This is a genomic window from Klebsiella sp. 10-1 (genome assembly GCF_009758445.1).
Classification (GTDB): Bacteria; Pseudomonadota; Gammaproteobacteria; order Enterobacterales; family Enterobacteriaceae; genus Klebsiella; species Klebsiella scottii.
Window position 1 is genome coordinate 631,702 of the sequence record NZ_WQRE01000001.1, and the last position, 24,295, is coordinate 655,996.

A 24,295-nucleotide genomic window follows, 5' to 3' on the forward strand; every position below is an offset into this window, starting at 1 on the left:
CTGTCCAGAATAGTGAATACTCTATTTATCGTCGAAGAGAGTATCTTGATTTCGCAGAAAAACCCCGAGGGGATATTTTATGCGATACGTCACAAAACCTGCTAGACTGCGCCCCTTCATGGCATTGTGGTTTTTGCCATCTCTTTCGCAATAATCTCCCTGAAAACTACGCCTGTAAAAGGCCGGGGCGGTTTGGAGTTGTTATGTCTTTTGATTCCCTTGGCCTGAATCCTGAAATCCTGCGTGCTGTCGCCGAACAGGGTTATGTTGAGCCAACCCCCATTCAGCAGCAGGCGATCCCTGCGGTGTTGCAGGGGCGCGATCTGATGGCCAGCGCCCAGACCGGCACCGGCAAAACGGCGGGCTTCACCCTGCCGCTGCTTCAGCATCTGATCCAGCAAGAACCGCACGCTAAGGGCCGTCGCCCGGTGCGCGCGCTGATCCTTACCCCAACGCGTGAGCTGGCCGCTCAGATTGGCGAAAACGTCCGTGATTACAGCAAGTATCTGAACGTTCGCTCGCTGGTGGTTTTCGGTGGCGTGAGCATTAACCCGCAGATGATGAAACTGCGCAGCGGCGTCGATATCCTGGTGGCAACGCCGGGCCGCCTGCTGGATCTGGAACACCAGAATGCCGTCAGCCTGGATAAGGTCGAAGTGCTGGTGCTGGATGAAGCCGACCGCATGCTGGACATGGGCTTTATCCATGATATTCGCCGCGTGCTGTCGAAGCTGCCGGCGAAGCGCCAGAACCTGCTGTTCTCGGCAACCTTCTCCGACGAGATTAAATCGCTGGCGGAAAAGCTGCTGCATAACCCGCTGGAAATCGAAGTCGCCCGTCGCAACACGGCTTCCGAGCAGGTAAGCCAGTACGTGCATTTTGTCGATAAGAAGCGCAAGCGCGAACTGCTGTCGCAGATGATCGGCGAAGGCAACTGGCAGCAGGTGCTGGTCTTTACCCGTACCAAGCATGGCGCAAACCACCTGGCGGAGCAGCTGAACAAAGACGGCATTCGCAGCGCCGCTATCCACGGCAACAAAAGCCAGGGCGCGCGTACCCGCGCATTAGCTGATTTTAAATCCGGCGGCATTCGCGTGCTGGTGGCGACCGACATCGCCGCGCGCGGCCTTGATATTGAAGAGCTGCCGCACGTGGTGAACTACGAGCTGCCGAACGTGCCGGAAGATTATGTCCACCGTATTGGCCGTACCGGCCGCGCCGCCGCTACCGGCGAAGCGCTGTCGCTGGTTTGCGTTGATGAGCATAAGCTGCTGCACGACATCGAGCGTCTGCTGAAAAAAGAGATCCCACGCATTAGCGTTGCCGGCTATGAGCCGGATCCGTCCATCAGAGCGGAGCCGATTCAAAACGGTCGCCAGCAGCGCAGCGGCGGTGGCGGCGGTCGCGGTCAGGGCCAGGGTCGTGGCGGCCAGAGTCAGGGTCGCGGCGGTCAGAGCCAGGGTCGTGGTCAGCAGTCTTCACCGCGCCGCAGCGACGGTGACGCGCCGAAAGCGCGTACTCAGGACGGCAAACCGCAGCGTCGTCGCTCCCGTAAGCCGGCGGCCGCTGAGTAACAGCACTTCCGCAAACCTGCTATCCCTGCGGCAGCCCGGCGCTGCCCGCGGATACAGGTTTGCCTCTCCGGGCGGGTTTTCCTGCCCGGAACTCTCCCGCCTGATGCTAAACCTCGAGCACGATCCCCGTTTGCTCAGAAAGAAATTCCTCCAGCCAGGCAAAAAGTGTCACAATAGTGGCTGTTTATACAGTATTCAGGTTTTCTCATGGCTTTGACCACTGCGCTAAAAACGCAAATCGCCGCCTGGTATAAGGCGCTCCAGGAACAGATTCCTGACTTTATTCCCCGTACTCCGCAGCGGCAGATGATTGCTGACGTGGCGAAAACGCTCGCCGGGGAAGAGGGAAGGCACCTGGCGATTGAGGCGCCGACCGGCGTCGGGAAAACCCTGTCGTACCTGATCCCCGGTATCGCCATCGCCCGCGAAGAGCAAAAAACGCTGGTGGTCAGCACCGCCAACGTTGCGCTGCAGGACCAGATCTTCAGCAAAGACCTGCCGCTGCTGCGTAAAATTATTCCCGACCTGCGCTTCACCGCCGCCTTTGGCCGCGGGCGCTACGTTTGCCCGCGTAACCTCAACGCGATGGCCAGCACAGAGCCAACGCAGCAGGACCTGCTGGCGTTTCTTGACGACGATCTCACGCCGAATAATCAGGCGGAGCAGAAGCTGTGCGCCACTCTGAAGACCGATCTTGATAGCTATAAATGGGACGGCCTGCGCGATCACAGCGACAAGGCCATCGATGACGCGCTGTGGGGCCGTCTGAGCACCGATAAGGCAAGCTGCCTGAACCGCAACTGCCACTACTATCGCGAATGTCCGTTCTTCGTCGCCCGGCGTGAGATTCAGGAGGCCGAAGTGGTGGTGGCAAACCACGCGCTGGTGATGGCGGCGATGGAGAGCGAAGCGGTGCTGCCGGAGCCGAAAAATCTGCTGCTGGTGCTCGATGAGGGCCACCACCTGCCCGACGTCGCCCGGGATGCGCTGGAGATGAGCGCCGAAATTACCGCCCCCTGGTATCGGCTACAGCTCGATCTTTTCACCCGCCTGGTGGCGACCTGCATGGAGCAGTTTCGCCCCAAAACGACGCCGCCGCTGGCGAACCCCGAGCGCCTGAATGCCCACTGCGAGGAGCTGTCCGAGCTTATCTCTTCGCTGAATGATATTTTGAATCTGTATATGCCCGCCGCTCAGGAAGCCGAATATCGTTTCCCTATGGGGGAGCTGCCGCAGGAGGTGATGGATATCTGCCAGCGGCTGGCCAAACTGACCGAGACGCTGCGTGGCCTGGCGGAGCTGTTTCTTAACGATCTCAGCGAAAAAACCGGCAGCCATGACGTGGTTCGCCTGCACCGGGTGCTGCTGCAAATGAACCGCGCGCTGGGCATGTTTGAAAGCCAGAGCAAGCTGTGGCGACTGGCGTCGCTGGCGCAGTCATCCGGCGCGCCGGTCACTAAATGGGCCTCCCGCGTTCTGCGCGACGGCCAGGCGCACATCTGGTTCCACTGCGTCGGGATTCGCGTCAGTGAACAGCTGGAAAGGCTGTTGTGGCGCAGCGTGCCGCATATTGTCGTCACCTCCGCCACCCTGCGTTCGCTGAACAGCTTTTCTCGCCTGCAGGAGATGAGCGGCCTCAAGGAGAAGGCCGGCGATCGCTTCGTCGCCCTGGATTCTCCCTTCAACCACGTTGAGCAGGGAAAAATTATCATCCCGCAGATGCACTATGAGCCGGTCATCGACAACGAAGAGCAGCATATTGCCGAAATGGCGGCCTGCTTTCGCGAGCACGTAGAGAGCAAAAAGCACCTCGGGATGCTGGTGCTGTTTGCCAGCGGGCGGGCGATGCAGCGTTTTCTCGAGCACGTCACCGATCTGCGCCTGATGCTGCTGGTTCAGGGCGATAAGCCCCGCTATCGGCTGGTGGAGCTGCATCGTAAAAAGGTGGAGAGCGGCGAGCGTAGCGTGCTGGTCGGGCTGCAGTCGTTTGCCGAGGGGCTGGACCTCAAGGGCGAGCTGCTCAGCCAGGTCCATATTCACAAAATTGCCTTCCCGCCGATAGACAGCCCGGTGGTGATCACCGAAGGCGAGTGGCTTAAAAGCCTGAACCGCTACCCCTTCGAAGTGCAAAGCCTGCCAAGCGCCTCTTTCAACCTGATTCAGCAGGTAGGCCGTCTGATCCGTAGCCACAGCTGCTGGGGGGAGGTGGTGATTTACGATAATCGTTTGTTGACCAAAAATTACGGCAAGCGTTTACTGAATGCATTACCCGTGTTTCCGATAGAGCAGCCTGCCGTCCCGGAGGTTATAGTAAAAAGTAAAACAAAACAGACGCGTCGCAGACGTCGTTAGCGGCGCAGGTCGGCAATGTGAGCAGCACGACTCGTCTTCCTTCACGCCGTCGGTGACGGGTTGCCGGAATAATACGGCGGCAATCTGTGTATCGCGTGAAGCAGGGCGGATAAGAGGAATCTTCGATGGATTACACCAAGATCATTAAAGAAGTCGGACGGGGGAAAAATCACGCCCGCGACCTGGATGTGGAGACCGCCCGCGCGCTGTACGCACGGATGCTAAGCGGTGAGGTTGCGGAGCTTGAGCTCGGCGCGATCCTGATTGCCCTGCGTATTAAGGGTGAAGGTGAAGCGGAGATGAAGGGCTTCTATGAAGCGATGCAGCAGCAAACTCTGCGCCTGACGCCGCCGGTAGCGCGGCCGATGCCGATTGTGATCCCGAGCTACAACGGCGCGCGTAAGCAGGCCAACCTGACGCCGCTGCTTGCCGTCCTGCTGCATAAGCTCGGCTTCCCGGTGCTGGTGCACGGTGTCAGCCACGATCCAACCCGGGTGCTGACGGAGACGATTTTTGCGCTGATGGGGATCCCGGTTACGCAACACGGCGGTCAGGCCCAGGCGCGTCTGGATGGCCACGAACCGGTCTACGTCCCCGTTGGCGTCCTGTGTCCACCGCTGGAGAAGCAGCTGGCTCTGCGCTGGCGGATGGGCGTGCGCAACAGCGCGCATACGCTGGCTAAGCTGGCGACGCCGTTTGCTGAAAATGCGGCGCTGCGGTTGTCGAGCGTGTCGCATCCGGAATACATCGGCAAGGTGGCAAAATTCTTTAGCGAAACCGGCGGTCGTGCGCTGCTGATGCACGGTACTGAAGGCGAAGTCTATGCCAACCCTCAGCGCTGTCCGCAAATTAGCCTGATTGACGAGAGCGGAACGCGGGCGCTGTACGAGCGGCAGAATGATGCGCCGACGCAGCCGGTAGCGCTGCCGGAATCAAAAGATCCTGCGGTGACCGCGCGCTGGATTGAGCGCTGTGTGGCCGGGATCGAGCCGCTGCCGCTGCCGCTGCGGATCCAGCTGGCATGCTGCCTGCTGGCGACCGGAGAGGCTGCGTCCCTGGAGCAGGGGCTGGCTAAGGTTGCAGAACGCTGGTAGCGCGCGGAGGCTTACTCGCAGAGGGAATCATCAAGGAGCGCGGGGTAATAGTGAACGGAACATTCCGCCTACCCGAGCATGTACAGAAGTTAATCGCGCGATAAGGCTTCGCAAAACCACCGCCTGAATGCATCACTCGACCCTGCGAGAACCCAAAAAAAAAGCCCGTCCGGTGGCACGGACGGGCAAAACAAGGGTATTAAAGGGTATTTCAGGGGTAATACAGTGGCATTACAGGGTCGGGCGGCGATTATTTATAGATAACCGCGGTACCGCTAACTTTGTTGTTGGTGTTAGCGGAGGTGATGCTGTAACCAGTCGCGCCAGCGGCATCCGCTTTAGCAGCCAGTTTGGCTTCCAGGCCATCCAGAGTCGTTGCGCCTTCCGCAGAAACGACGCCGATTTTATTCATGCTTTCTGCCTGAGACGGGGTTACCGACTGAGCGGCGAAAGCGCCAAAGGACAGAGCGGACAGGGCGATAGCAGCGGCAGCATATTTGATGGTTTTCATAGTTAATCTCTCGCAGGTTATTCTGTTAAGGTGACGATGTTCCGTCGATGTGATAAGTATCACGTTTTTTTGCGAGATATAAAATCGAAGGAAATTAACAGTCTCCATCGAATTTTTTGAATGATTATTAATTTATTGATTATTAATAAATTATTTATAAGAAACGGGGCGCCGGATTCTGCAGCGGGGTTCTGCGGGCTTTCAGGGCACATTTTGCTACTTTATTCGCCAAAAAACGTGCGCGAAAAGATAACGCGATCTGTGGTAATGAACGGTAAAGGAAGGTCAACGTAGCTGGCTATCCTTGGAGCCACGCCGATTATATCCTGAAAATGTATTGTTATGTAAGTCTTTATCCTGCTGGCATTTCACGCAGAACCTGACCCCAGGGATCGCCTTGCGCCGGGCCTCCGGAATGGGCTCTCCGCATTCATCACAAAATTTGTGGCTCTCGCCGGCCGGTAGCTCGCTTCGCGCCCGCGCCACCGCATCGTCAATCGTGCTGTCGATCTGCTGCTGCACCGCGTCATCATTTGCCCAGCCTGATGCCATGATATATCCCCCATCTGATGCTGTATCAATTAACCGAGTGTCTAAAACGTTCGAACTGCCGCCAGGCGGCGGGAGCCGCGTTCTCGTGGATCGTGGAAAGCGGCGCGGCGTGAGCGCGCTTTATCAGCGCGACGGCCGCCGGAAATTAAGAAGAGTATAGATAAGATGGGGGCAAAAAAGGGCCAGACAAGGCTTAGATCTCCGACCATTCCCGCAGCAGGTTATGGTACAGATTGAGCAGCGATAAGACCTCTTCACTCTCGCCGTGGCGGCTCTTCAGCGCCTGGATAGTGCCGTCCAGTTCGAACAGCATCGCGCGCCGTTTATCATCGCGGATCATCGACTGGACCCACAGGAAGGAGGCGACGCGCGCGCCCTGAGTCACCGGGGTCACGCAGTGCAGGCTGCTTGAAGGGTAGAGCACCAGATCGCCCGCCGGGAGTTTAACCGCATGCTGGCCGTAGGTATCGTTGATGACCAGCTCGCCGCCGGTATAGTCGTCCGGGGTGCTAAGAAACAGGGTGGCGGAAAGGTCGGTGCGCATCCAGCCGCCCTGGGCCTGGCTGCGCACCGCGCCGTCAACGTGAAAACCGTAGGTTTCGCTCTGCTGATAGCGGTTGAACAGAGGGCTGGAGAGGGTTTTTGGCAGCGCGGCGGCGAAAAACAGCGAGCTGCGGTTGAGCGCCGCCAGCACCTTGCCCTGCAGTTCGTCGTAAAGCGCGCTGCGGGTGTCTACCTGCTGATTATTTTTTACCTGGGCGCCCTGATCGCCGGTGGTTGCGCGTCCGTCAACCCACTCGGCCTGCTGCAGCCGCCCGGTAAAATAGTCAACTTCCTGTGGGCTGAGGACGGCGGGAATATGGTACATCATGGTTATTTCTCCTGAACAGACGGGGCGCAAGCGCCCCGCTGCGGATTAGAAGTGCATATTGGCGGTCAGCAGGAACGTACGCGGTTCGCCCGGATGATAGCGGTAGCCGCTCTTGTTGATTGAGGCGACATAGTTGGTATCAAACAGGTTATAGACGTTCAGCTGCAGATCGAGGTTACGGTTAATGCGATAGCCGATCTTCGCATCTGCCACCCAGTAGCCTTCGGTGTAGGACGGCGTGCCGACGGCGCCATCGCTGCCGCGGTGCATACTGCCGATATAGCGCGCGCCGGCGCCAAGGGCAAGAGCATCGGTGGCCTGGTACTGGCTCCAGACGGTAAAGGCGTGCTCAGGCGTGTACGGCAGCGCGCTGGTGCCGTCCTGGGCGACGTTCTTGCCTTCTCTGATGCTGGCGTGCTGCTGGGTATATCCGCCGATGACCTGCCAGTCCGGGGTGATGTTACCGGCCAGCGACAGCTCGTAGCCTTCGACGCGCTTTTTGCCGTACTGGGAGTAGGTGCCGTCGTCGTTTTGCTCGACTTCGTTTTCAATATCGGTACGGAACAGGGCCGCCGTCAGCAGCAGGCGCTTATCCATCAGCTCCCACTTGGTGCCCACTTCGCTGGTTTTCGCTTTCTGCGGCTGGAAATCGGTGCGGTTGGCGCTATTCCCCGTTCCGCTCTGCGCCAGCGCGAAGTTGCTGCCGCCCGGAGGCTGCTGAGAAATGGCGTAGTTGACGTAGACGTTGCCGTTATCGGTCAGATGATACAGCGCGCCGGCCTTCCAGTTAACCAGGTTGCCGCTGGTTGAAGTATCAACGGTGGTCACCGGCGAGTTTTTCGCCACGCCGTCCGGACAGGCAATCGCGCCACGACCGCTACCGCCGCACAGGCTCGCGCTGTCGTATTTAGTCTGGTAGTTATCCAGACGAATGCCGCCGTTGATCTCAAAGTCACGGGTAATCTGCAGGGTATCAAAGGCATAGACCCCGAAGGTGTCGGTCTGTCCGTTGGCGTTGGCGCCGCTGCGATCCAGGCCGCCGATGGAGATCGCGCTGTTCGGGTGGTAGATATTCACCGCCGGAGGCGTGATGGGATAAACCCCGTAGTTAGTTTGAGTTTCGCGGGTCAGCTCGAAACCGGCGCTGATGTCATGACCGATCGATCCGGTATAGAACTTTGAGGTCAGGTTGGTCTGGTTGGTCAGAATTTTATTGCTGACGTCCTTGGTGTTAGCCAGGCGTGACCAGCTCCAGGTGCCGACATCGTTCGGGTTCGGCTGGGTGATGTTTGTTGCGCCGCCCATCACCGCGGTGAGTAAATAATCCTGCTTCACGCGCGACCAGCGGGTGGTGTTGCGGATGGTCGTGGTATCGCTCAGATCGTGCTCGAAGCGCATGGTCACCGTGTCGGTCGTGGAATCGTCGTAATCCGAATCGGTACCGTAGAAGTTGCTGGTCGCGACTTTACCGGAGTGATTCAGGGCCGCGGTACCTGCGCTCGGTGCGGAGTATCCCGGCAGGCCGATGGTAGGAATACCGCCGTCCGGAGTGTTGTGCTGGGTTACGTGGAGATAGTTGAGATACAGGCGGTTCTCCGTGCCGAGGCCGAAGGCGGCCGATGGCGCAACCCCGTAGCGCTCATTTTTAACGTTGTCGCGGCCGGCATCATGGGTTTTCTCGCCCATCAGGTTCAGGCGCACCGCGCTGGTTTCGCCGACCGTCTGGTTGATATCGAGCGTGCCGCGGCGGAACCAGGCGCTGCCGACGCTGGCGGAGGCGTCAATGCCGGAGTCCAGGCGCGGCTGCTTGCTGATCATATTGATGGAGCCGGTTGGCGCGCTGCGGCCGTAGTCAGAACCCGATGGGCCCTTGATGACTTCGACCTGTTCGGTGTTAAAGGTGTCGCGGGTCACGCTGCCGATATCGCGAACGCCATCAATATAGATGCTGTTTGACGTATCGGCACCGCGCATATAGATGGAGTCACCGGTAGATGAGCTGCCGTTTTCACCGGCATAAAAGGCCCCGACGCCCGGCACGTTTTTCAACGCATCGGTAAGGTTGGTGACGCCCTGATCTTTCATCACCTGTTCGGAAACCACCGTTACCGTACGGGTCGTATCGACCAGCGGTCGGGAAAACTTGGGATCGGCGGATTGGGTTGGGGCATACAGCGAGGGCGCCTGCGCCTCTACCACCAGCGTTTCGCCGCCATTTTTTTCAGTGCCATCCGCTGCCAGCACCTGGCCTGTCGGCGACAGGCTCAGACACAGGCCGGTAAAGATCGTCAGCGAGCCAAAACTGCTGAACGGTAAATTATGTTTTTTATCCATTTCAATGAGCAACTTATAGTTTTAATTTGAGCCATTAAGACCGCAGGCAAAGCGATGCCGTGCCCCCGACCACTGCAGGTGTTTGTTACAACAACAATGCTTTTGATAATGATTGTGATAAGCATTATCAAACAACGGCAGATTTTCTATCACTCATTTATAAAAAAATAAATACATTTATTTACATTAGCTGCATTTTTTCTACATAAACCGATTTTGTCAGCAGAGAACGGCGCGAACGTGGGCGAAGGCGGTTGGAACTCCGCTTCCGACCCGAGCGGCCGGCGCGCTATTTATAGATGATGGCGGTCCCCGACATCCTGTTTGTGCCGCCGGCAGAGTTGATACGCCAGGCTATCGCCCCCTGCTGATGCGCTTTTTGCGCCAGCTGTGCCTGCAGATCGTCGAGATTGCTGGCGCCAGAGGCGGAGACGGTGCCTGAAGGCCGCAGCGGGCCGAGGTCGGCGGGAGCGGAGAGGGGAGCTGCGGCCTGCGCGGTAAAAGAGGCGGCGGCAAGCGCGATAGTCGCGAATAGCAGCAGAGATTTTCTCATGAGCATATCCTCATTAACGGCATGGGACATACTCTAAGTTTAGGCCTTTGCCGGAGGATATTCAGGATAAAAAATTGAAGCTAAACAACGATTTTTTTGCGCAAACGCCGCTCGCCGGCGCGAATAACGTCGTGGCGAACGAACGGCGAGCCAGCGCTGAGATGGCGCTAGCGGGCGTCGGGGCGGATCAGATCAAAACGCTGGCTTTCATCAATACCGTAGTAGGCGCTCGGGCCACCGGCACGCAGGATCGGCTGGGCTTTGGCGGTCTGATAGACCCCCTCTTCCAGCAGCGACTCGTCGATATGGACCGCAACAACTTCGCCAAGTACCAGCCAGCTGTCGACGGGGGTGCCATCGGCGGTCGTTAAGCGGACGCACTGCGAGAGCCGACACTCAAAGTTCACCGGGCTTTCCGCTACCCGCGGGGCGGCGACGATCCGGCTGGCGGCGGCGGTCAGCCCGGCGCGGATGAATTCATCTTCGTGGCGCGGGAGGCTGGCAGAGGTCTCGTTCATGGCTTCGGCCAGCGGGCGGGTTGCCAGGTTCCAGACAAATTCTTTAGTTTCGACAATATTCTGTACGCTATCCTTCCAACCGCTGCTGGCAAAGCCGATAATCGGTGGCCGGTAGTTGAAGCAGTTAAAGAAACTGTAGGGCGCGAGATTGCGCTGTCCTGCCGCATCCAGCGAGGCGATCCAGCCGATAGGACGCGGCCCGATAATAGCGTTAAGCGGGTCGTGCGGCAGACCGTGTCCCTGTGAAGGTTGATAGAAATACATAGAATACCCGTAACGGAAGAGGAGATATCCAGACTCCCTTATTTACCGCGCCGCCGTCAACGGGTATCTTACGCGGCTGTTCAAAGGAGATTGCCATGAAAGCCCAGAAACCGGGGTTACACCCGCGTAACCGTCATCATCAACGCTATGATTTGCCCGCGCTATGCCTGGCTCACCCCGAGCTACAGGGCTTTATCACCCTGAATCCGCTGGGCGAGCAGACCGTTGACTTTGCCAACCCGCTCGCGGTGAAGGCGCTGAATAAGGCGCTGCTGGCGCACTTTTACGCGGTGAAACACTGGGATATTCCGGATGGCTTCCTGTGTCCGCCGGTGCCGGGAAGGGCGGATTATATCCACCACCTCGCCGATCTGCTGGCGCTGGGTACCGGCACTATTCCTGAGAATGCGAGCATTCTCGATGTGGGCACCGGCGCAAACTGTATCTACCCGCTGATCGGCGTGCATGAGTATGGCTGGCGCTTTACCGGCAGTGAAATCAGCCAGGAAGCGCTCTCCAGCGCCCAGGCCATTATCGCCGGCAACCCGGGAATGAGCCGCCAGATTCGCCTGCGTCGTCAAAAAGACGCCACGGCGATTTTTGCCGGCGTGATTCATAAAAACGAATGCTTTGACGCGACGCTATGCAACCCGCCGTTCCACGATTCCGCCGCCAGCGCGCAGGCGGGCGGCGAGCGCAAACGGCGTAACCTGGGCCTGGGCGCCGATAGCGTGATGAACTTCGGCGGCCAGCAGCAGGAGCTGTGGTGTGAAGGCGGAGAGGTGGCTTTCATCACCCGGATGATCCAGGAGAGCCAGCAGTTTGGCCGTCAGGTGAAATGGTTTACGTCGCTGGTTTCTCGCGGCGATAATCTGCCGCCGCTGTATCGTGCCCTGACCGAAGTCGGCGCGGTGAAGGTGGTGAAAAAAGAGATGGCGCAGGGGCAGAAGCAGAGCCGCTTTATCGCCTGGACATTTATGGATGAAGCAAAGCGCCGACGCGCGTTTTAAGCCGTTCGGCGGCCGCGTTTCTTCTTAGCGCCCCGGTCTGCTCCGTGCAGCCGGGGCGCTATAGCGTTGGCTCCGCGGGGGCCGGCGGCCCGGCGGCGACGGAGGGCGTCATCGGCAGCACCTGGTAGGTTTGCACCGGGGCGCGCACGCCGGCAAGGTCGAAATGCCTTTTGACCTGCGTATCCAGCGCAAAACGTACCGTCCACTGCTTCAGCGGCAGCGTGGTAAACGTCACCCGTAGGGTAAAGGCGGTATTGCTCAGACCGACAAGCCCGGCAAACGACGGCTCGCCAATCACCAGCCCGCGGACCTCCTCCTGGGCCATTACGTCCGCAACCGCATCCTTCAGCGCCTGGTTGGCCTTATCCAGATCCTCCTGACGATCGACATCATAGTTAGCCACCACCGAGCCTATTCCGCGCACGAAGTTGGCGAAAGTGGTGATCGAAGACCACGGAATAATATGGTAGGCGCCGGTATCCTGGCGCACCCCGACCGAGCGAATCGACATCCGTTCCACCGTGCCGGTTAACGGCCCGATCGTCACCAGATCGCCGGTGTTCATCCCGTTTTCAAACTGGATAAAAATGCCGGTGATAATATCTTTCACCAGCGTTTGCGCGCCGAAAGAGATAGCCAGCCCCAGCGCCCCCGCGCCCGCCAGCAGCGGGGCGATATTCACCCCCACTTCGGAGAGCAGGATCATCACGGTGATGGTACTGATGATCACCGCCAGCGCGTTGCGAAACAGCGTCAGCAGCGTTCTCGCCCGGGCGCCCGGCAGCGGACGGCCGTGAATATCCGAGGCGAGGCGGTTTTCTATCAGGCTGGCGAGCAGCGTCCAGCCGATGGCGGAAAAGAACAGGATGAGCGCGATGCGGATCATGACATCCACCGCCTTCTGCCCGGCGCCGTTATGCATCCAGTTCCAGAAGTCGAACAGCCCCCAGGCGCTGAGCAGCAGCATAATGGCGACGGCGACCACTAGAATGCGCGCCACCTTCAGCGCCACGGAGATCCAGCCGTTGAGCCGTTTCTGCAGCTCAGGGTAGCTGCGCTGGGTTTGCGGCGACAGGGTGATGGTTTTGGCTATCCAGCGCGACAGAATGCCGGAGATCAGCGCCGCGGCGCCGACGATCGCCAGGCTGCGCACCGTGGCGCCCATCATAAACTTCAGGCTGTTGCCGGGATCGAAAAGCGAGAAGAAAAACAGCACGATGAAATAGGCGCAGGCCAGCCAGTGCCACACCAGCGCGAAGGCGCGGATAAACAGGCTGAAGAAGGCCAGCGAGCGATCCGCCAGATGAATCAGCCCTTCGGTAATCACGTGCTTGTTATGAAAAATCAGATACAGCGCCCACAGGGTGATGCACAGCATAATAGTCACGTTGGCCAGCGCGCCGACCTGGACGTTGACCTGGTTGGAGATAATCGGCACGGCGACGATCAGGCCGTAGCCAATCAGGCTGCTGAGCGCGCTCAGGCGTAGGTTCCAGTATTTCGCACTGTCGTCGCTGAGGTTAAACGGCCGCAGCTCCGCCACCCGTGGGCAGAAGATCAGCCGTAGAATGGCTTTGAAGAACTCGATCAGCGCGAAGGCGTTCAGAAACAGGCTTTGCTGGAAGGCGATGGTGCGGTTGCCTCCGTTCAGCCTGTCGCTGAGGAGCTGGCCAACGAACAGCGTGAGCGCCAGCAGGATCAGATCGAAAATAAAGGCGCCGGCAATCGTGGCCGGCAGCTGCAGCCAGTTGCTGCGATCGTGGTTTTTATGCCGTCCCCATTGGCCCATTTTGCGATACAGCGGCAGCGCGGCCAGCCGCACCAGCCACCAGAAGGTAAAGACCAGCGCCGCCAGCAGCAGGAAGGTGCTCGCGGCGTGGCGAAAGGTATCGGCATGGAAAGGCTTATGCGGCGCGCCGGTGATATTGCGCCACAGCTGCGAGAAACGCGACGAGAAGCGCTCGCCGTATTCACGGCTGATGTGGGTAACGTTTTCCAGCACCGTCGGCTGATCTTCCTCTTTCGGCGGCGTGAGCGTTGGCGCGCTGGCCGGCGGCGGCGTGGCGGCGGCGGTGCGCAGCTGGTCGATGAGCTCCTGACGGGCGGCGTCGTTATCCAGCACATCGGCCAGCGCCGCGTAAGCGGCCTTTTTCTTCTCAAGGTCAGGTTCATTGCTGCCGGACTGCTGCGGGGTAGCGGTCGGGACGCCGGCCAGGCCTGCGGCGGAAAGCGGGGCGGTAAATAGCGCGGCAAGCAGTAACAGGATCCACGGCACGAGCACCTCCATTGCGTCTCAAACCAGTAAGTATAGAAGACGATGTCAGGAGGGAGGGGGTGGGATGAATCTGGAAAGCGGCTCCCCGCGCCGGGGGAGCCGTTGGCTATCAGGCAACGTGCTGCAGGAATTCGCGCAGGCGCGGGCTCGGCGGGTTCTTAACCAGAACCTGCGGATCGCCATCTTCCGCAATACGACCTTTATCAATGAAGATCAGGCGGGAGGCCACTTTTTCGGCGAAGCCGATTTCGTGGGTAACGATAACCATCGTCATCCCTTCCTCTGCCAGGTCCTGCATTACCTTCAGCACTTCATGACGCAGCTCCGGATCCAGCGCGGAGGTGGGCTCATCGAACAGCATCATTTTCGGCTTCACCGCCAGCGCGCGGGCGATGGCCACACGCTGCTGCTGGCCGCCGGAGAGCTCTGAAGGATAGTGGTGCGCCCGTTCAGCCAGCCCCACTTTTTCCAGCAGATCTTTCGCCAGCTTCTCGGCCGCCTCTTTCTTCGCGCCGCGCACGCGCAGCGGCCCGAACATCACGTTCTCCAGCGCCGTCAGGTGCGGGAAGAGATAGAACTGCTGGAACACCATGCCGGCTTCCTGGCGGATCAGGCGATCGTCTACCTTCGGATCGTTGACCTTCAGGCCGTCGACAATCAGCTCGCCGCTGGTTATCTCTTCCAGCTTGTTGATGCAGCGCAGCAGGGTTGATTTACCTGAGCCGGAAGGCCCGATAATCACCACGACTTCACCTTTGTTAATCTTCAGATCGATATCATGCAGCACCTTGGTTGGGCCAAAGTGCTTGGAAACGTTTTTAAATTCAATCACAGGATTTTCATCCTTCTTTCAAGACGGCGCAGAATAAAGCTCAGGACCAGGGTGATAATCAGATAAATAACGGCAACGGCGCTCCAGATCTCCAGCGCGCGGAAGTTACCGGCAATAATCTCCTGTCCCTGGCGGGTCAGTTCGGCAACGCCGATGACGATAAAGAGCGAGGTGTCTTTGATGCTGATGATCCACTGGTTGCCCAGCGGCGGCAGCATACGGCGCAGCGCCAGCGGCAGGATCACGTGGCGAATCGTTTCGCCTCGGGACAGGCCGAGCGCCAGGCCGGCTTCGCGAAAGCCCTTGTGGATAGAGAGCACCGCGCCGCGGGTAATTTCCGCGATGTAGGCGCCGGAGTTGATCATGATCGTCACCACCGCGGCGGAGAACGGATCGATGCGCAAATCATTAAACGCCATCGGCAGGGCGAAGTAGATAAACATGACCTGCACCACGATTGGGGTGCCGCGAATAATTTCAATAAAGACCAGCGCGATGTGGTTCGCTATCCAGCCGCCAAAGCAGCGGGCGAAACCGGCGACGAGGCCGATTATCAGACCGCCAGCCAGGCCGAGGACCGAGATCCACAGCGTCATTTTGGCGCCTTCCAGCAAAATCGGAATGGCGGGCCAGATGGCACTCCAGTCAAACTGCATAATTCGTTCCTGTTACCGTGTCGAAAAACAGAGGATGGCCCTCTGAGAAAAAATGACTCAGGCCTGCTGCGAGGTGATTCCCGGCAGAGGGCGCAAGCGCCGGTGCCGGGCTACCAGACCTCAGCAGGCCTGTAAGAGATATATCCGTGCGGATACGGGCTCTGATTATTATTTTGGCTCAGTACCGAACCATTTTTTATAAATTTCGTTGTAAGTGCCGTTTTCACGCAGGGTTTTCAGCGCTCCGTTCACTTTTTCACGCAGTTCGTCGCTGCCTTTCGGGAACGCGATACCGTAGTTCTGCGCTTCCAGCGATTCACCTACCGCTTTGAACTGGCCGTGGCCGGCGGTTTTGATGAAGTACAGGATGTTTGGCGTATCGTGCAGCACGGCATCGGCGCGGCCGGTACCCAGCTCCATATAGGCGTTATCAATGTTCGGGAACTGGCGCAGGTCTTTGGTTTTGATGTTGGCCTTGGCGTAGTCAACGGAGCCGGTGCCGCCTTTAACCGCGACCACTTTACCGTTCAGATCCTTCACGTCTTTGATATCGTTGTTGTTCGCTTTCACCATCACCAGCAGGCCGCTTTTATAGTAGCCATCGGAGAATTCGATCGCTTTTTTACGCTCTTCAGTAATGGTAATACCCGCCAGCGCGAGGTCGATGTTTTTAGTTTGCAGCGCCGGGATGATGCCGCTGAAATCCATTGGCTTCAGGGTATAGTCCAGTTTCAGCTCTTTGGCGATGGCGGCCCACAGGTCGACATCGAAGCCAACGTACTTATCGCCTTGCTTAAATTCAAACGGAACAAACGCCGTATCGGTCGCAACAATCAGTTGTTTTTCAGCGGCCTGGGAAGAAACCGCAAAAGCCAGGGTCAGTGCAGCCAGTGAAACTTTTAATACAGACTTCATAGCATTTCCTTTTTTATCCACGGGACGATCCCCTGCGAGAACGAGTAACCCTATGAAAAAATCGTGCCAGTTTTACAACTTGTTGTTTTATAACAACCAGAGTCGATCCTGTTGCACGCTTTCGGGTCTGGCAAACGGAATCTGCACCACGACGGGGCGTCATTTTGGTGCGTCATAAATATGCCGAATAACAAGAGCATTTTTAACGCAAACACCGATGGGAAAACAATCTTGCTGTAACGATTGTGTGAGGTGATTATTACATTTGATTTACTTTAGTACGCATTTTGTACATTGTGGTGCACTAAAGTGGTGCGTGTAAGCGTGGGTGAGAAAAAAGTGGGAAAGGCGAGGGGAAAGAGGCAGTGCCGCCAGCGGGGCTGACGGCAGTCGGTTTGCCGATTATTCGATATTAGATTCGATAAACCACAGGAATTTATCCAGATCGCGAGAAGCGGCGGTGAAGATATCGGCAGTATCTTCGTCTTTTGCCTCACTAATCGCTTTGCGCACGTCGTTGGCGACAATCGCGTAGCGGTCGGCCAGCTCTTTCAGGTGGTCCTGGACGCTATGGATGTCCAGCGGATAGCTTTTCAGCGGAGTTTTGCTGTTGATAACCTGAGTGGTGCCCAGCGCAACGCCGCCGAGCTGTACGGCACGTTCGGCCATCGTATCGAGGTGTTCGGTCAGCGCCGTGCGGAAGCCATCCAGCATTTCATGGACGGCAATAAAGTTGGCACCGCGCATATTCCAGTGAGCCTGTTTGGTAATCAGCGACAGGTCGATGAACTGGATAACCTGACGATTGAGCAGCTCTACGGTGGCTTTCTTCTCGCTGTCGGTCACATCGTTGCGGGTATAGAGCAGGTTAGACGCTTTAGTTTTAACCAGTTTTGCGGTACTCATAGTTTCATATCCTCTTGATATTTATACTCGTCATACATCAAATTCGAATTATATGGAGCGCTTGTCCCCGGTAACTCATGGGGACAAGTATAGCAACGGATCCGCAGAAGGCGGTGTCGGTAGTCTCTATCGGTTTGATAGCGCAGGCTTGTTGATAATTTATAAGGTAATTTAAATCAAATGCTTGTAGGCGTTTTAGGCCAGTTCTGCACGGCGCGACGGCGATGCAGAACTGTCTGACAATTTAGCCAATATCCACTTTTTTCAGCTTCGTTTCCCGCCTCATCGTCAGCGTCGACCCCATCGAGGCGAGAATTATTGCCCCCAGCGCCAGCGTCTGCGTGAAGGTCAGCGTCTCGCCAAGGAACACCATTCCCGACAGCGCGGCAAGGGCGGGCTCCATGCTCATCAGAGTGCCAAATGTTTTCGTCGGCATGCGGGTGAGGGCGATCATTTCCAGCGAATAGGGCAGCGCGGTGGAGAGCACGGCGATCCCCAGCCCCAGCGGCAGCAGCGACCACTGGAACAGCGTATCCGTTGCCTGCAGCATACCCAGCGGCACAAAAATCACCGCGGCAATCAGCGAGCCCATCGCCACCGTTGCCGGGCCGTGCTCTTCGCCCGCGCGCTGGCCGGTGAGAATGTAGACCGCCCAGCAGGCCCCGGCGCCCAGCGCCAGCAGCGCGCCGGTGAGATCCACCTGCGACACGTCTTGCCCCAGCGGCAGGAGATACCATAGCCCCAGCACCGCAAGCACCACCCATACAAAGTCGAGCGGACGCCGCGAGCCAAACAGGGCCACCGCCAGCGGGCCGGTAAACTCCAGGGCTACCGCAATGCCCAGCGGTATGCGCTGAATGGATAAATAAAACAGATAGTTCATCGCCCCCAGCGAGAGGCCGTAGAAGAGCAGCGGCAGGCGCTGTTCGGGGGCAAAGCGCAGCCGCCAGGGTTTGAAAATGACCACCAGAATCAAGGTGCCTAGCGCCAGGCGCAGGGCTGTCACGCCGGGCGCGCCGACTAACGGGAAGAGTGATTTCGCCAGCGATGCCCCGCTCTGAATAGAGATCATGGCGATTAAAATAACTGCTGTCGGCAACCATGCCGGGACCTTACGGGACGAGCCGGGCATCCTTTCTCCTGTCAAAATTTGTCAAACGCGGTAAAGGATCCAGTGTAAATGAATTAGCCAACGGCAGTTGAGCTATTGTTGAAAAAATCCCCGCAGAGGGGAGTACAATTGGGAGAGAGGCGCTGAAATACTCATCTGGCGATTAGGAATAGTCTGGATGCTTGTCCGGCGATCGGCGGGCATTAATATGATGGTATTCGTTAAAACCGGTTGTTTTCCAGTTTGTTATAGTTTTGTGGAAACTTTTGGTTACATGAAAAAGTATGTTAGACACTGTAAAGTGAAAAGAGTTTCCCGAAAGTTTTTGATATATTTAAGACTTAGGACTTATTAGAAACACATTTGAGGTGGTTATGAATAAAATTGCACGTTTTTCAGCACTAGCTGTTGTACTGGCTGCATCCGTAGGTACCGCTTTCGCTGCAACTTCTACCGTTACCGGTGGTTATGCTCAGAGCGACATGCAGGGCGAAGCGAATAAAGCAGGCGGTTTCAACCTGAAGTACCGTTACGAGCAAGACAATAGCCCGCTGGGTGTTATCGGTTCCTTCACTTACACTGAAAAAGATCGTACCGAATCTGGCGTATACGAAAAAGGCCAGTACTACGGCATCACCGCTGGTCCGGCTTACCGTCTCAACGACTGGGCAAGCATCTACGGCGTAGTGGGCGTTGGCTACGGTAAATTCCAGGACAACAGCTACCCGAACAAAGCTGACATGAGCGACTACGGTTTCTCCTACGGCGCTGGTCTGCAGTTCAACCCGATCGAAAACGTTGCTCTGGACTTCTCTTACGAGCAGTCTCGCATTCGTAACGTTGACGTTGGTACCTGGATCGCGGGCGTTGGTTACCGCTTCTAATCACTTCGGTGATATAAAAAATCCGCCTCACAGGGGCGGATTTTTTTTGCCTGTCATTCGGCAAAACCCGTCGCCATCAGCTTCCCGATGGCGAATGAGGCGGCCTACTGGGTGGTGAACAGGTCGCTGCCCAGATGGGTATAGTCCACTTTCTGCAGCTGGAAGTTGGTGATGAAAACCGGCCCGGCCTTTTGCTCAGAGATAAAGCGATAGCGCGGCTTTATTTCCTCGGCGCTGATCCCGGTCCACTGTGAGAAGAAGCTGAGGAAATCGTTGGCCGAGCGGCGCGCTTTGATAACCTTGTGCGCTTTATCATCGCTGGACAGCACCATGAACGGTACCTGGAAGTTTTGCTGGAACTTATCGTCGTGCGCCAGATACTGAACCGCTTTGCCGCGCTCTTTAAAGGCGAGGCCGTGATCGGAGAAATAGGTCATTGAGAAGCTATCGCCGGAGTTCTGCAGCTGGCTATACAGTTTGCCCAGCAGCGCATCGGTTTGCGTCATGCTGTAGAGATAGCAGGAGGTCTCTTTTGATTGCACAAAGACGGTATATTTTCCTTTGGTGCGGTCACAGGCCTGAGGGTGCGAGCCCATCAAATGCAGGACGATCAGCTGCGGCTGAGTACGCTGGGTCGAAAGGACCTGCTCGGTTAGCTTCAGCAGCTGCTCATCCTGGGTATTTTTATTGGCCTCAAAATCGCCGTTTTTGAGGAACTGCACTTCGTCGGCGCGTTTGGCAATACTGGCAATCGCCGTATCGTACTCGCCGATTTGCCCCTGATTCGAGAACCACCAGGTCTGGAAGCCCGCGCGGTTGGCCAGCGTGACGAAGTTGTCCTGGTACTGCGGCTTGCCGTCGACCACCCGGTTAAGCGTCAGGCCCAGCGACTTTTGCGTTGAACCGCTGGCCGCAATGTAGTCATTGAACAGATAGCCGTTCACCGAACTGGCGAAAGGGGTGTTGTCCCAGTGGCCGCCGAAGGCGCCGAGCGCGTCGCGGCGCGCGCTTTCACCAATAACCACCACGTAAAGATGATATTTGGGCTTCACCGCCACGACGTGCCAGCTATCTTTCATATTCGCCAGCTGCGCCATGCGCGCCTGCTCATCCAGCACCTCATTGTTATTGACCACCACGTCTTTGACGAAGCGCAGGGCCGGATAGCCGGTATCAATCACTTTGAAGACGCCGCCCCACGCCAGATTCTGCACCGGCTGCAGGAAGAAAATGCCGATGCTGAACAGCAGGCCCAGGCTCTCCATTTTGCTCCAGCGCCTCGGTTCTTCCGGCTTGCGACGCACGGCAATCACGCCCAGCGCGAAAATAAACACCGCCAGCAGATAGCTGTACCACGGGAAGATGGTCAAAATTTCGGTGGATTCTTCAACGTTGGTGGCGTGCAGCGCCAGCAGGGTATTGAAATTGGGCGCGCCGTATGCCTGACCAAACGGATAATAGAGCGCGGCAAGCAGCGAGTAGCCGCCGACCACCACTTTCTGCGCGCGCGGGAAGCTGCGCCACAGCAGATGTAGCACGCATGTAAAGGCGACGGCATAGAGCAGGCTAAAATCATAGCCAAGGGCCAGGTTAATCAGCAGGGACTGTAAAAAGTAGAATCCGGTCCACGGGTTCAGGACCAGTCCACGAGCGACCAGCGTTTCTTTCAGGGTGAGATTCATAGTTAACAATCAAAAAGACGCCATGTGCATCCCCTGGCATCAAGGGGTAAAACCTGCTGGACAGTGCCGGAAGAGGGTCTCTGCGAGCCGCAGTAGTGGCAGGGCTGACAAAAGATAGGGCTTGCAAATGCTAAGGTCAACTAGCCATAACAGATTGTTTTGGGAGAAAGCTTACAAAACTTGAAAAAAGTCCGGGAAAGGAGGGCAAACGGGCCAGTATGACGAGGAATTATGACCGAAAAATGAAGCGGCGTACCGCGACGCCGCGTTAGTTGCCCGGTTTGTCCTGCTCTTTTTTGCCGTTAAGCAGATCGCACAGCATGCCGAGTAGCATTAAGCGTACTTTAAATGGGGAGTGGGTAAACACCTGTAAGCACCTCTTGAGTTCGTTCATCGTAACCTCCTGTGATTTCGCCCTTCGCTCCTTGAAGGATGTTTGCATTACATACAGATATAGCACAGGCTATATTTTATAGCTATGGCTAAAAAGTTAATTTTTTGTGCTACGGGCCCAATCATTTACAATGGCCCTCTTTGAGATGACGCTTGCTGCGTCACACGTATTTGAGGAAGCACAATGAACCGTCGCGCAGGCAAACAAATAACAAAAAAAGTGACGCAGCTAGTGAATGTTGAAGAGCACGTTGAGGGGTTTCGTCAGGTGCGTGAGGCGCATCGTCGCGAGCTGATTGACGACTACGTTGAGCTGATTTCCGACCTGATCCGCGAGGTGGGTGAAGCGCGGCAGGTCGATATGGCCGCGCGCCTGGGCGTCTCGCAGCCGACGGTCGCTAAAATGCTCAAGCGCCTGGCCAGCGTCGGATTGATTGAGCAGATCCCGTGGCGCGGCGTCTTTTTAACGCCGGAAGGCGAGAAGCTGGCGCACGAGAGCCGCGAACGTCATCAGATTGTGGAAAACTTCCTGCTGGTTATCGGCGTCAGCCCGGAGATAGCCCGTCGCGATGCCGAAGGGATGGAGCATCACGTGAGCCAGGAGACGCTGGAGGCCTTTAGCCAGTTTACGCTCAAATACGGGCAGCAGGGAAAATGAACCTGCCCCTTGTTCAGTCGCTGGCGGGTGACCGCTTTTTGCATTTACTGCTGATTATTGCCGGCGTATTAAGCATTTTTGTGCCCTTTGCCCCTGCCAGCTGGCCTCAGGCTATCGACTGGCAGACGATTATTACCCTAAGCGGGCTGATGCTGCTGACCAAAGGGGTCGAACTGAGCGGCTATTTTGACGTGCTGGGCCGGAAAATGGCGCGGCGGTTTGTGACCGAACGGCAGCTGGCCATCTTTATGGTGCTGGCCGCGGCGCTGCTTTCCACCTTCTTAACCAACGATGTGGCGCTTTTTATCGTCGTTCCGTTAACCCTGACGTTAAAAAAATGGTGCGCCATTCCGGTTAACCGGCTGATCATTTTCGAAGCGCTGGCGGTCAACGCCGGCTCGCTGCTGACGCCGATCGGCAATCCGCAAAATATTCTGCTTTGGGGGCGTTCAGGCCTCAGTTTCCCGGCGTTTATTGGCCAGATGCTGCCGCTGGCGGCGGCGATGATGATAACGCTGCTGGCGCTGTGCTGGTGCTGTTTTTCCGCCGTACGCCTCACTTATCAAAGCGGCGAACGGGCGCCCTCCTGGCGGCCGAAGCTGGTCTGGAGCTGTCTGGCGTTTTATCTGATTTTCCTCACGGCGTTAGAGATGAAGCAGGAGCTTTGGGGGCTCGCGCTGATCGTCATCGGCTTCTTGCTGCTGGCGCGCGCGGTGATTATCAACGTTGACTGGTCCTTGCTGCTGGTCTTTATGGTGATGTTTATTGATGTTCACCTGCTGATCCAGCTGCCGGCGCTGCATCAGCTGCTGAGCGGCGTCGGCCAGCTCTCCCCCGGCGGCCTGTGGCTGACGGCGATCGGCCTGTCGCAGTTCATCAGCAACGTCCCGGCAACCATTCTGCTGCTCAACTACGTCCCCCCGTCAACGCTGCTGGCCTGGGCGGTTAACGTCGGCGGCTTTGGCCTGCTTCCCGGCTCGCTGGCCAACCTGATTGCCCTGCGCATGGCGGCGGATCGGCGGATCTGGTGGCGCTTTCATCTTTACTCTCTGCCGATGCTGCTGTGGGCGGCGCTGCTGGGTTATGCCATGCTGCGCTACGGGTTCTGATATTTAGAGGATTGGGCAAGAAACGGACAGGATCCCCCCATTCGCGCTCGTGCTGCGGGGGGTATAACTATAGCGCTGACGTTAATTATCCTGATGAGGAGAGTCCGATGCGTTATAAAAAACTCGGAAATACCGGTCTGTTTGTCTCTGAACTGTGCCTTGGCACCATGACCTTTGGCGGCGAAGAGGGGATGTGGGGCAAAATTGGCCAGCTGCGCCAGGCGGAAGCCGAGCAGCTGGTGGGCAGCGCCCTGGATGCCGGCATCAACTTTATCGACACCGCTAACGTCTATTCGGAAGGGCGTTCGGAAGAGATAACCGGCCAGGCGCTAAAAAATCTTAAGATCCCGCGCGAAAACGTGGTGGTCGCCACCAAAGTGTTTGGTGAAACCGGCACCGCCGGCGTTAACTCCCGCGGCAGCTCCCGTTACCACATTCTCGGCAGCGTCAAAGAGAGCCTGCGACGCCTGCAGCTCCATCATATCGATCTCTACCAGCTGCACGGCTTCGATCCGGCAACGCCCGTGGAAGAGACCCTCTACGCCCTGGATACCCTGGTTCGCCAGGGGCACGTCCGCTATATCGGCATTTCGAACTGGGCGGCCTGGCAAATCGTCAAGGCGCTGGGGATCGCCGAACGCCTTGGGCTGGCCCGCTTTGCCTCTTTGCAGGCTTACTACACCATCGCCGGGCGCGACCTGGAGCGTGAGCTGGTGCCGATGATGCAGAGCGAAGGGCTGGGGCTGATGGTCTGGAGCCCGCTGGCGGGCGGATTGCTGAGCGGCAAATACACCCGCGACGGTCAGGGGGAAGCGGGCGGCCGTCGGCTGGAATTTGATTTCCCGCCGGTGAATAAGGATCGCGCGTTTGATTGCGTGGACGCGATGCGCGAGGTGGCCGAAGCTAAAGGCGCGACGGTCGCGCAGGTCGCGCTCGCGTGGCTGCTCCATCAGCAGGCGGTGACCAGCGTGATTATCGGCGCCAAACGCGCGGAGCAGCTGGCGGATAATATTGCCGCAACCCAGATCCAGCTCAGCGAAGAGGATCTCAGGCGGCTTGATGCGGTGAGCGCGCTGCCGCGCGAATATCCCGGCTGGATGCTCGAGCGCCAGGGCGAATATCGCCGCAATCAGCTTAACGATTAATCCTGTCCGATCCTCAACGGCGGGCGCTGTCCCGCCGCTTTCTATCCTCTCTTTTCGAAATCGCTCACAAAAACGACACAACTCCTTTGCGTGATT

Annotated in this window: 22 protein-coding genes; 8 read left to right on the plus strand and 14 right to left on the minus strand. The window is 57.5% G+C overall.

The features are described from left to right. Positions 1-203: 203 nt before the first annotated feature. The 3 genes from rhlE to ybiB all read left to right on the plus strand — a co-directional run bounded on the left by rhlE (position 204) and on the right by ybiB (position 5,020). Positions 204-1,574 (plus strand): ATP-dependent RNA helicase RhlE, encoded by a 1,371-nt coding sequence (rhlE, locus tag GO007_RS02980; protein WP_095095332.1) that lies wholly within the window; start codon positions 204-206, stop codon positions 1,572-1,574. Between the two features lie 207 nt (positions 1,575-1,781). Beyond that, positions 1,782-3,926, plus strand: coding sequence for an ATP-dependent DNA helicase DinG (dinG, locus tag GO007_RS02985; RefSeq protein WP_095095335.1), 2,145 nt, complete (start codon positions 1,782-1,784; stop codon positions 3,924-3,926). 125 nt (positions 3,927-4,051) lie between these two features. Beyond that, positions 4,052-5,020, plus strand: a complete 969-nt coding sequence (ybiB, locus tag GO007_RS02990; RefSeq protein WP_095095338.1) for a DNA-binding protein YbiB — start codon at positions 4,052-4,054, stop codon at positions 5,018-5,020. Between the two features lie 250 nt (positions 5,021-5,270). On the opposite strand, the gene ybiJ is transcribed toward ybiB, so the two are convergent. The 6 genes from ybiJ to GO007_RS03020 all read right to left on the minus strand — a co-directional run bounded on the left by ybiJ (position 5,271) and on the right by GO007_RS03020 (position 10,623). Beyond that, positions 5,271-5,531 (minus strand): DUF1471 family protein YbiJ, encoded by a 261-nt coding sequence (ybiJ, locus tag GO007_RS02995; RefSeq protein ID WP_095095340.1) that lies wholly within the window; start codon positions 5,529-5,531, stop codon positions 5,271-5,273. Positions 5,532-5,816: 285 nt separating this feature from the next. Continuing rightward, on the minus strand, positions 5,817-6,083 hold the full coding sequence (locus tag GO007_RS03000) for a DksA/TraR family C4-type zinc finger protein (RefSeq protein ID WP_095095343.1): 267 nt from the start codon (positions 6,081-6,083) through the stop codon (positions 5,817-5,819). A 193-nt stretch (positions 6,084-6,276) separates the two neighbouring features. Then, complete coding sequence (ybiX, locus tag GO007_RS03005) at positions 6,277-6,954, minus strand: PKHD-type hydroxylase YbiX (RefSeq protein WP_095095346.1); 678 nt, start codon at positions 6,952-6,954, stop codon at positions 6,277-6,279. A gap of 45 nt (positions 6,955-6,999) precedes the next feature. Then, complete coding sequence (locus tag GO007_RS03010; RefSeq protein WP_095095349.1) at positions 7,000-9,288, minus strand: catecholate siderophore receptor Fiu; 2,289 nt, start codon at positions 9,286-9,288, stop codon at positions 7,000-7,002. Positions 9,289-9,577: 289 nt separating this feature from the next. Next, the gene (locus GO007_RS03015; RefSeq protein ID WP_095095352.1) at positions 9,578-9,841 is read right to left on the minus strand and encodes a YdgH/BhsA/McbA family protein; all 264 of its coding nucleotides are present in this window, start codon (positions 9,839-9,841) and stop codon (positions 9,578-9,580) included. Positions 9,842-10,008: 167 nt separating this feature from the next. Further along, a complete protein-coding gene (locus GO007_RS03020; protein ID WP_095095371.1) occupies positions 10,009-10,623 on the minus strand; it encodes a flavin reductase family protein in 615 nt (204 codons plus the stop codon). Between the two features lie 95 nt (positions 10,624-10,718). Between GO007_RS03020 and rlmF the strand changes: the two genes are divergently transcribed. Then, a complete protein-coding gene (gene rlmF, locus GO007_RS03025) occupies positions 10,719-11,633 on the plus strand; it encodes a 23S rRNA (adenine(1618)-N(6))-methyltransferase RlmF (RefSeq protein ID WP_095095378.1) in 915 nt (304 codons plus the stop codon). Positions 11,634-11,691: 58 nt separating this feature from the next. Here the strand turns inward: rlmF and ybiO are convergent, their stop codons facing one another. From ybiO to rhtA, 6 genes are all read right to left on the minus strand, one after another. Further along, the gene (gene ybiO / locus GO007_RS03030; RefSeq protein WP_095097994.1) at positions 11,692-13,908 is read right to left on the minus strand and encodes a mechanosensitive channel protein; all 2,217 of its coding nucleotides are present in this window, start codon (positions 13,906-13,908) and stop codon (positions 11,692-11,694) included. Positions 13,909-14,017: 109 nt separating this feature from the next. Then, positions 14,018-14,740: a glutamine ABC transporter ATP-binding protein GlnQ gene (gene glnQ / locus GO007_RS03035; RefSeq protein ID WP_045854565.1), complete on the minus strand. Its 723-nt coding sequence runs from the start codon at positions 14,738-14,740 to the stop codon at positions 14,018-14,020. Beyond that, positions 14,737-15,396, minus strand: a complete 660-nt coding sequence (glnP, locus tag GO007_RS03040; protein ID WP_095095381.1) for a glutamine ABC transporter permease GlnP — start codon at positions 15,394-15,396, stop codon at positions 14,737-14,739. Before glnP ends, glnQ begins: the two co-directional genes overlap by 4 nt. A gap of 168 nt (positions 15,397-15,564) precedes the next feature. Beyond that, a complete protein-coding gene (gene glnH, locus GO007_RS03045; protein WP_095095384.1) occupies positions 15,565-16,311 on the minus strand; it encodes a glutamine ABC transporter substrate-binding protein GlnH in 747 nt (248 codons plus the stop codon). Between the two features lie 402 nt (positions 16,312-16,713). Then, positions 16,714-17,217, minus strand: a complete 504-nt coding sequence (gene dps / locus GO007_RS03050) for a DNA starvation/stationary phase protection protein Dps (RefSeq protein WP_095095388.1) — start codon at positions 17,215-17,217, stop codon at positions 16,714-16,716. Between the two features lie 244 nt (positions 17,218-17,461). Further along, positions 17,462-18,349, minus strand: coding sequence for a threonine/homoserine exporter RhtA (rhtA, locus tag GO007_RS03055; RefSeq protein WP_095095391.1), 888 nt, complete (start codon positions 18,347-18,349; stop codon positions 17,462-17,464). 353 nt (positions 18,350-18,702) lie between these two features. On the opposite strand from rhtA, the gene ompX reads away from it, so the two are divergent. Beyond that, positions 18,703-19,212 carry an outer membrane protein OmpX gene (gene ompX, locus GO007_RS03060; protein WP_045854570.1) on the plus strand — a complete coding sequence of 170 codons (510 nt, stop codon included), beginning with the start codon at positions 18,703-18,705 and terminating at the stop codon, positions 19,210-19,212. A gap of 104 nt (positions 19,213-19,316) precedes the next feature. Here the strand turns inward: ompX and GO007_RS03065 are convergent, their stop codons facing one another. Then, positions 19,317-20,894 (minus strand): phosphoethanolamine transferase, encoded by a 1,578-nt coding sequence (locus GO007_RS03065; RefSeq protein ID WP_095095394.1) that lies wholly within the window; start codon positions 20,892-20,894, stop codon positions 19,317-19,319. 268 nt (positions 20,895-21,162) lie between these two features. Beyond that, positions 21,163-21,288, minus strand: a complete 126-nt coding sequence (mntS, locus tag GO007_RS03070) for a manganase accumulation protein MntS (protein ID WP_095095397.1) — start codon at positions 21,286-21,288, stop codon at positions 21,163-21,165. 183 nt (positions 21,289-21,471) lie between these two features. On the opposite strand from mntS, the gene mntR reads away from it, so the two are divergent. The 3 genes from mntR (at position 21,472) to GO007_RS03085 (ending at position 24,199) form a co-directional block, all read left to right on the plus strand. Beyond that, the gene (gene mntR, locus GO007_RS03075) at positions 21,472-21,945 is read left to right on the plus strand and encodes a manganese-binding transcriptional regulator MntR (RefSeq protein WP_095095400.1); all 474 of its coding nucleotides are present in this window, start codon (positions 21,472-21,474) and stop codon (positions 21,943-21,945) included. Next, positions 21,942-23,054 (plus strand): anion transporter, encoded by a 1,113-nt coding sequence (locus tag GO007_RS03080; protein WP_095095403.1) that lies wholly within the window; start codon positions 21,942-21,944, stop codon positions 23,052-23,054. The genes mntR and GO007_RS03080 overlap by 4 nt, the downstream gene beginning before the upstream one ends. Positions 23,055-23,161: 107 nt before the next feature. After that, positions 23,162-24,199, plus strand: a complete 1,038-nt coding sequence (locus tag GO007_RS03085; protein WP_095095406.1) for an aldo/keto reductase — start codon at positions 23,162-23,164, stop codon at positions 24,197-24,199. Positions 24,200-24,295 lie beyond the last annotated feature (96 nt).

Excerpts from the sequence above, each read along its gene's own strand:
- GO007_RS03080 (WP_095095403.1), top strand. The coding sequence starts at position 21,942 with ATGAACCTGCCCCTTGTTCAGTCGCTGGCGGGTGACCGCTTTTTGCAT.
- ompX (WP_045854570.1), top strand. The coding sequence starts at position 18,703 with ATGAATAAAATTGCACGTTTTTCAGCACTAGCTGTTGTACTGGCTGCA.
- GO007_RS03015 (WP_095095352.1), bottom strand. The coding sequence starts at position 9,841 with ATGAGAAAATCTCTGCTGCTATTCGCGACTATCGCGCTTGCCGCCGCC.
- GO007_RS03000 (WP_095095343.1), bottom strand. The coding sequence starts at position 6,083 with ATGGCATCAGGCTGGGCAAATGATGACGCGGTGCAGCAGCAGATCGAC.
- GO007_RS03085 (WP_095095406.1), top strand. The coding sequence starts at position 23,162 with ATGCGTTATAAAAAACTCGGAAATACCGGTCTGTTTGTCTCTGAACTG.
- dps (WP_095095388.1), bottom strand. The coding sequence starts at position 17,217 with ATGAGTACCGCAAAACTGGTTAAAACTAAAGCGTCTAACCTGCTCTAT.
- rhtA (WP_095095391.1), bottom strand. The coding sequence starts at position 18,349 with ATGCCCGGCTCGTCCCGTAAGGTCCCGGCATGGTTGCCGACAGCAGTT.
- GO007_RS03065 (WP_095095394.1), bottom strand. The coding sequence starts at position 20,894 with ATGAATCTCACCCTGAAAGAAACGCTGGTCGCTCGTGGACTGGTCCTG.
- ybiX (WP_095095346.1), bottom strand. The coding sequence starts at position 6,954 with ATGATGTACCATATTCCCGCCGTCCTCAGCCCACAGGAAGTTGACTAT.
- mntR (WP_095095400.1), top strand. The coding sequence starts at position 21,472 with ATGAACCGTCGCGCAGGCAAACAAATAACAAAAAAAGTGACGCAGCTA.
- rhlE (WP_095095332.1), top strand. The coding sequence starts at position 204 with ATGTCTTTTGATTCCCTTGGCCTGAATCCTGAAATCCTGCGTGCTGTC.
- glnP (WP_095095381.1), bottom strand. The coding sequence starts at position 15,396 with ATGCAGTTTGACTGGAGTGCCATCTGGCCCGCCATTCCGATTTTGCTG.
- GO007_RS03020 (WP_095095371.1), bottom strand. The coding sequence starts at position 10,623 with ATGTATTTCTATCAACCTTCACAGGGACACGGTCTGCCGCACGACCCG.
- GO007_RS03010 (WP_095095349.1), bottom strand. The coding sequence starts at position 9,288 with ATGGATAAAAAACATAATTTACCGTTCAGCAGTTTTGGCTCGCTGACG.
- ybiB (WP_095095338.1), top strand. The coding sequence starts at position 4,052 with ATGGATTACACCAAGATCATTAAAGAAGTCGGACGGGGGAAAAATCAC.
- glnH (WP_095095384.1), bottom strand. The coding sequence starts at position 16,311 with ATGAAGTCTGTATTAAAAGTTTCACTGGCTGCACTGACCCTGGCTTTT.
- dinG (WP_095095335.1), top strand. The coding sequence starts at position 1,782 with ATGGCTTTGACCACTGCGCTAAAAACGCAAATCGCCGCCTGGTATAAG.
- mntS (WP_095095397.1), bottom strand. The coding sequence starts at position 21,288 with ATGAACGAACTCAAGAGGTGCTTACAGGTGTTTACCCACTCCCCATTT.
- rlmF (WP_095095378.1), top strand. The coding sequence starts at position 10,719 with ATGAAAGCCCAGAAACCGGGGTTACACCCGCGTAACCGTCATCATCAA.
- ybiJ (WP_095095340.1), bottom strand. The coding sequence starts at position 5,531 with ATGAAAACCATCAAATATGCTGCCGCTGCTATCGCCCTGTCCGCTCTG.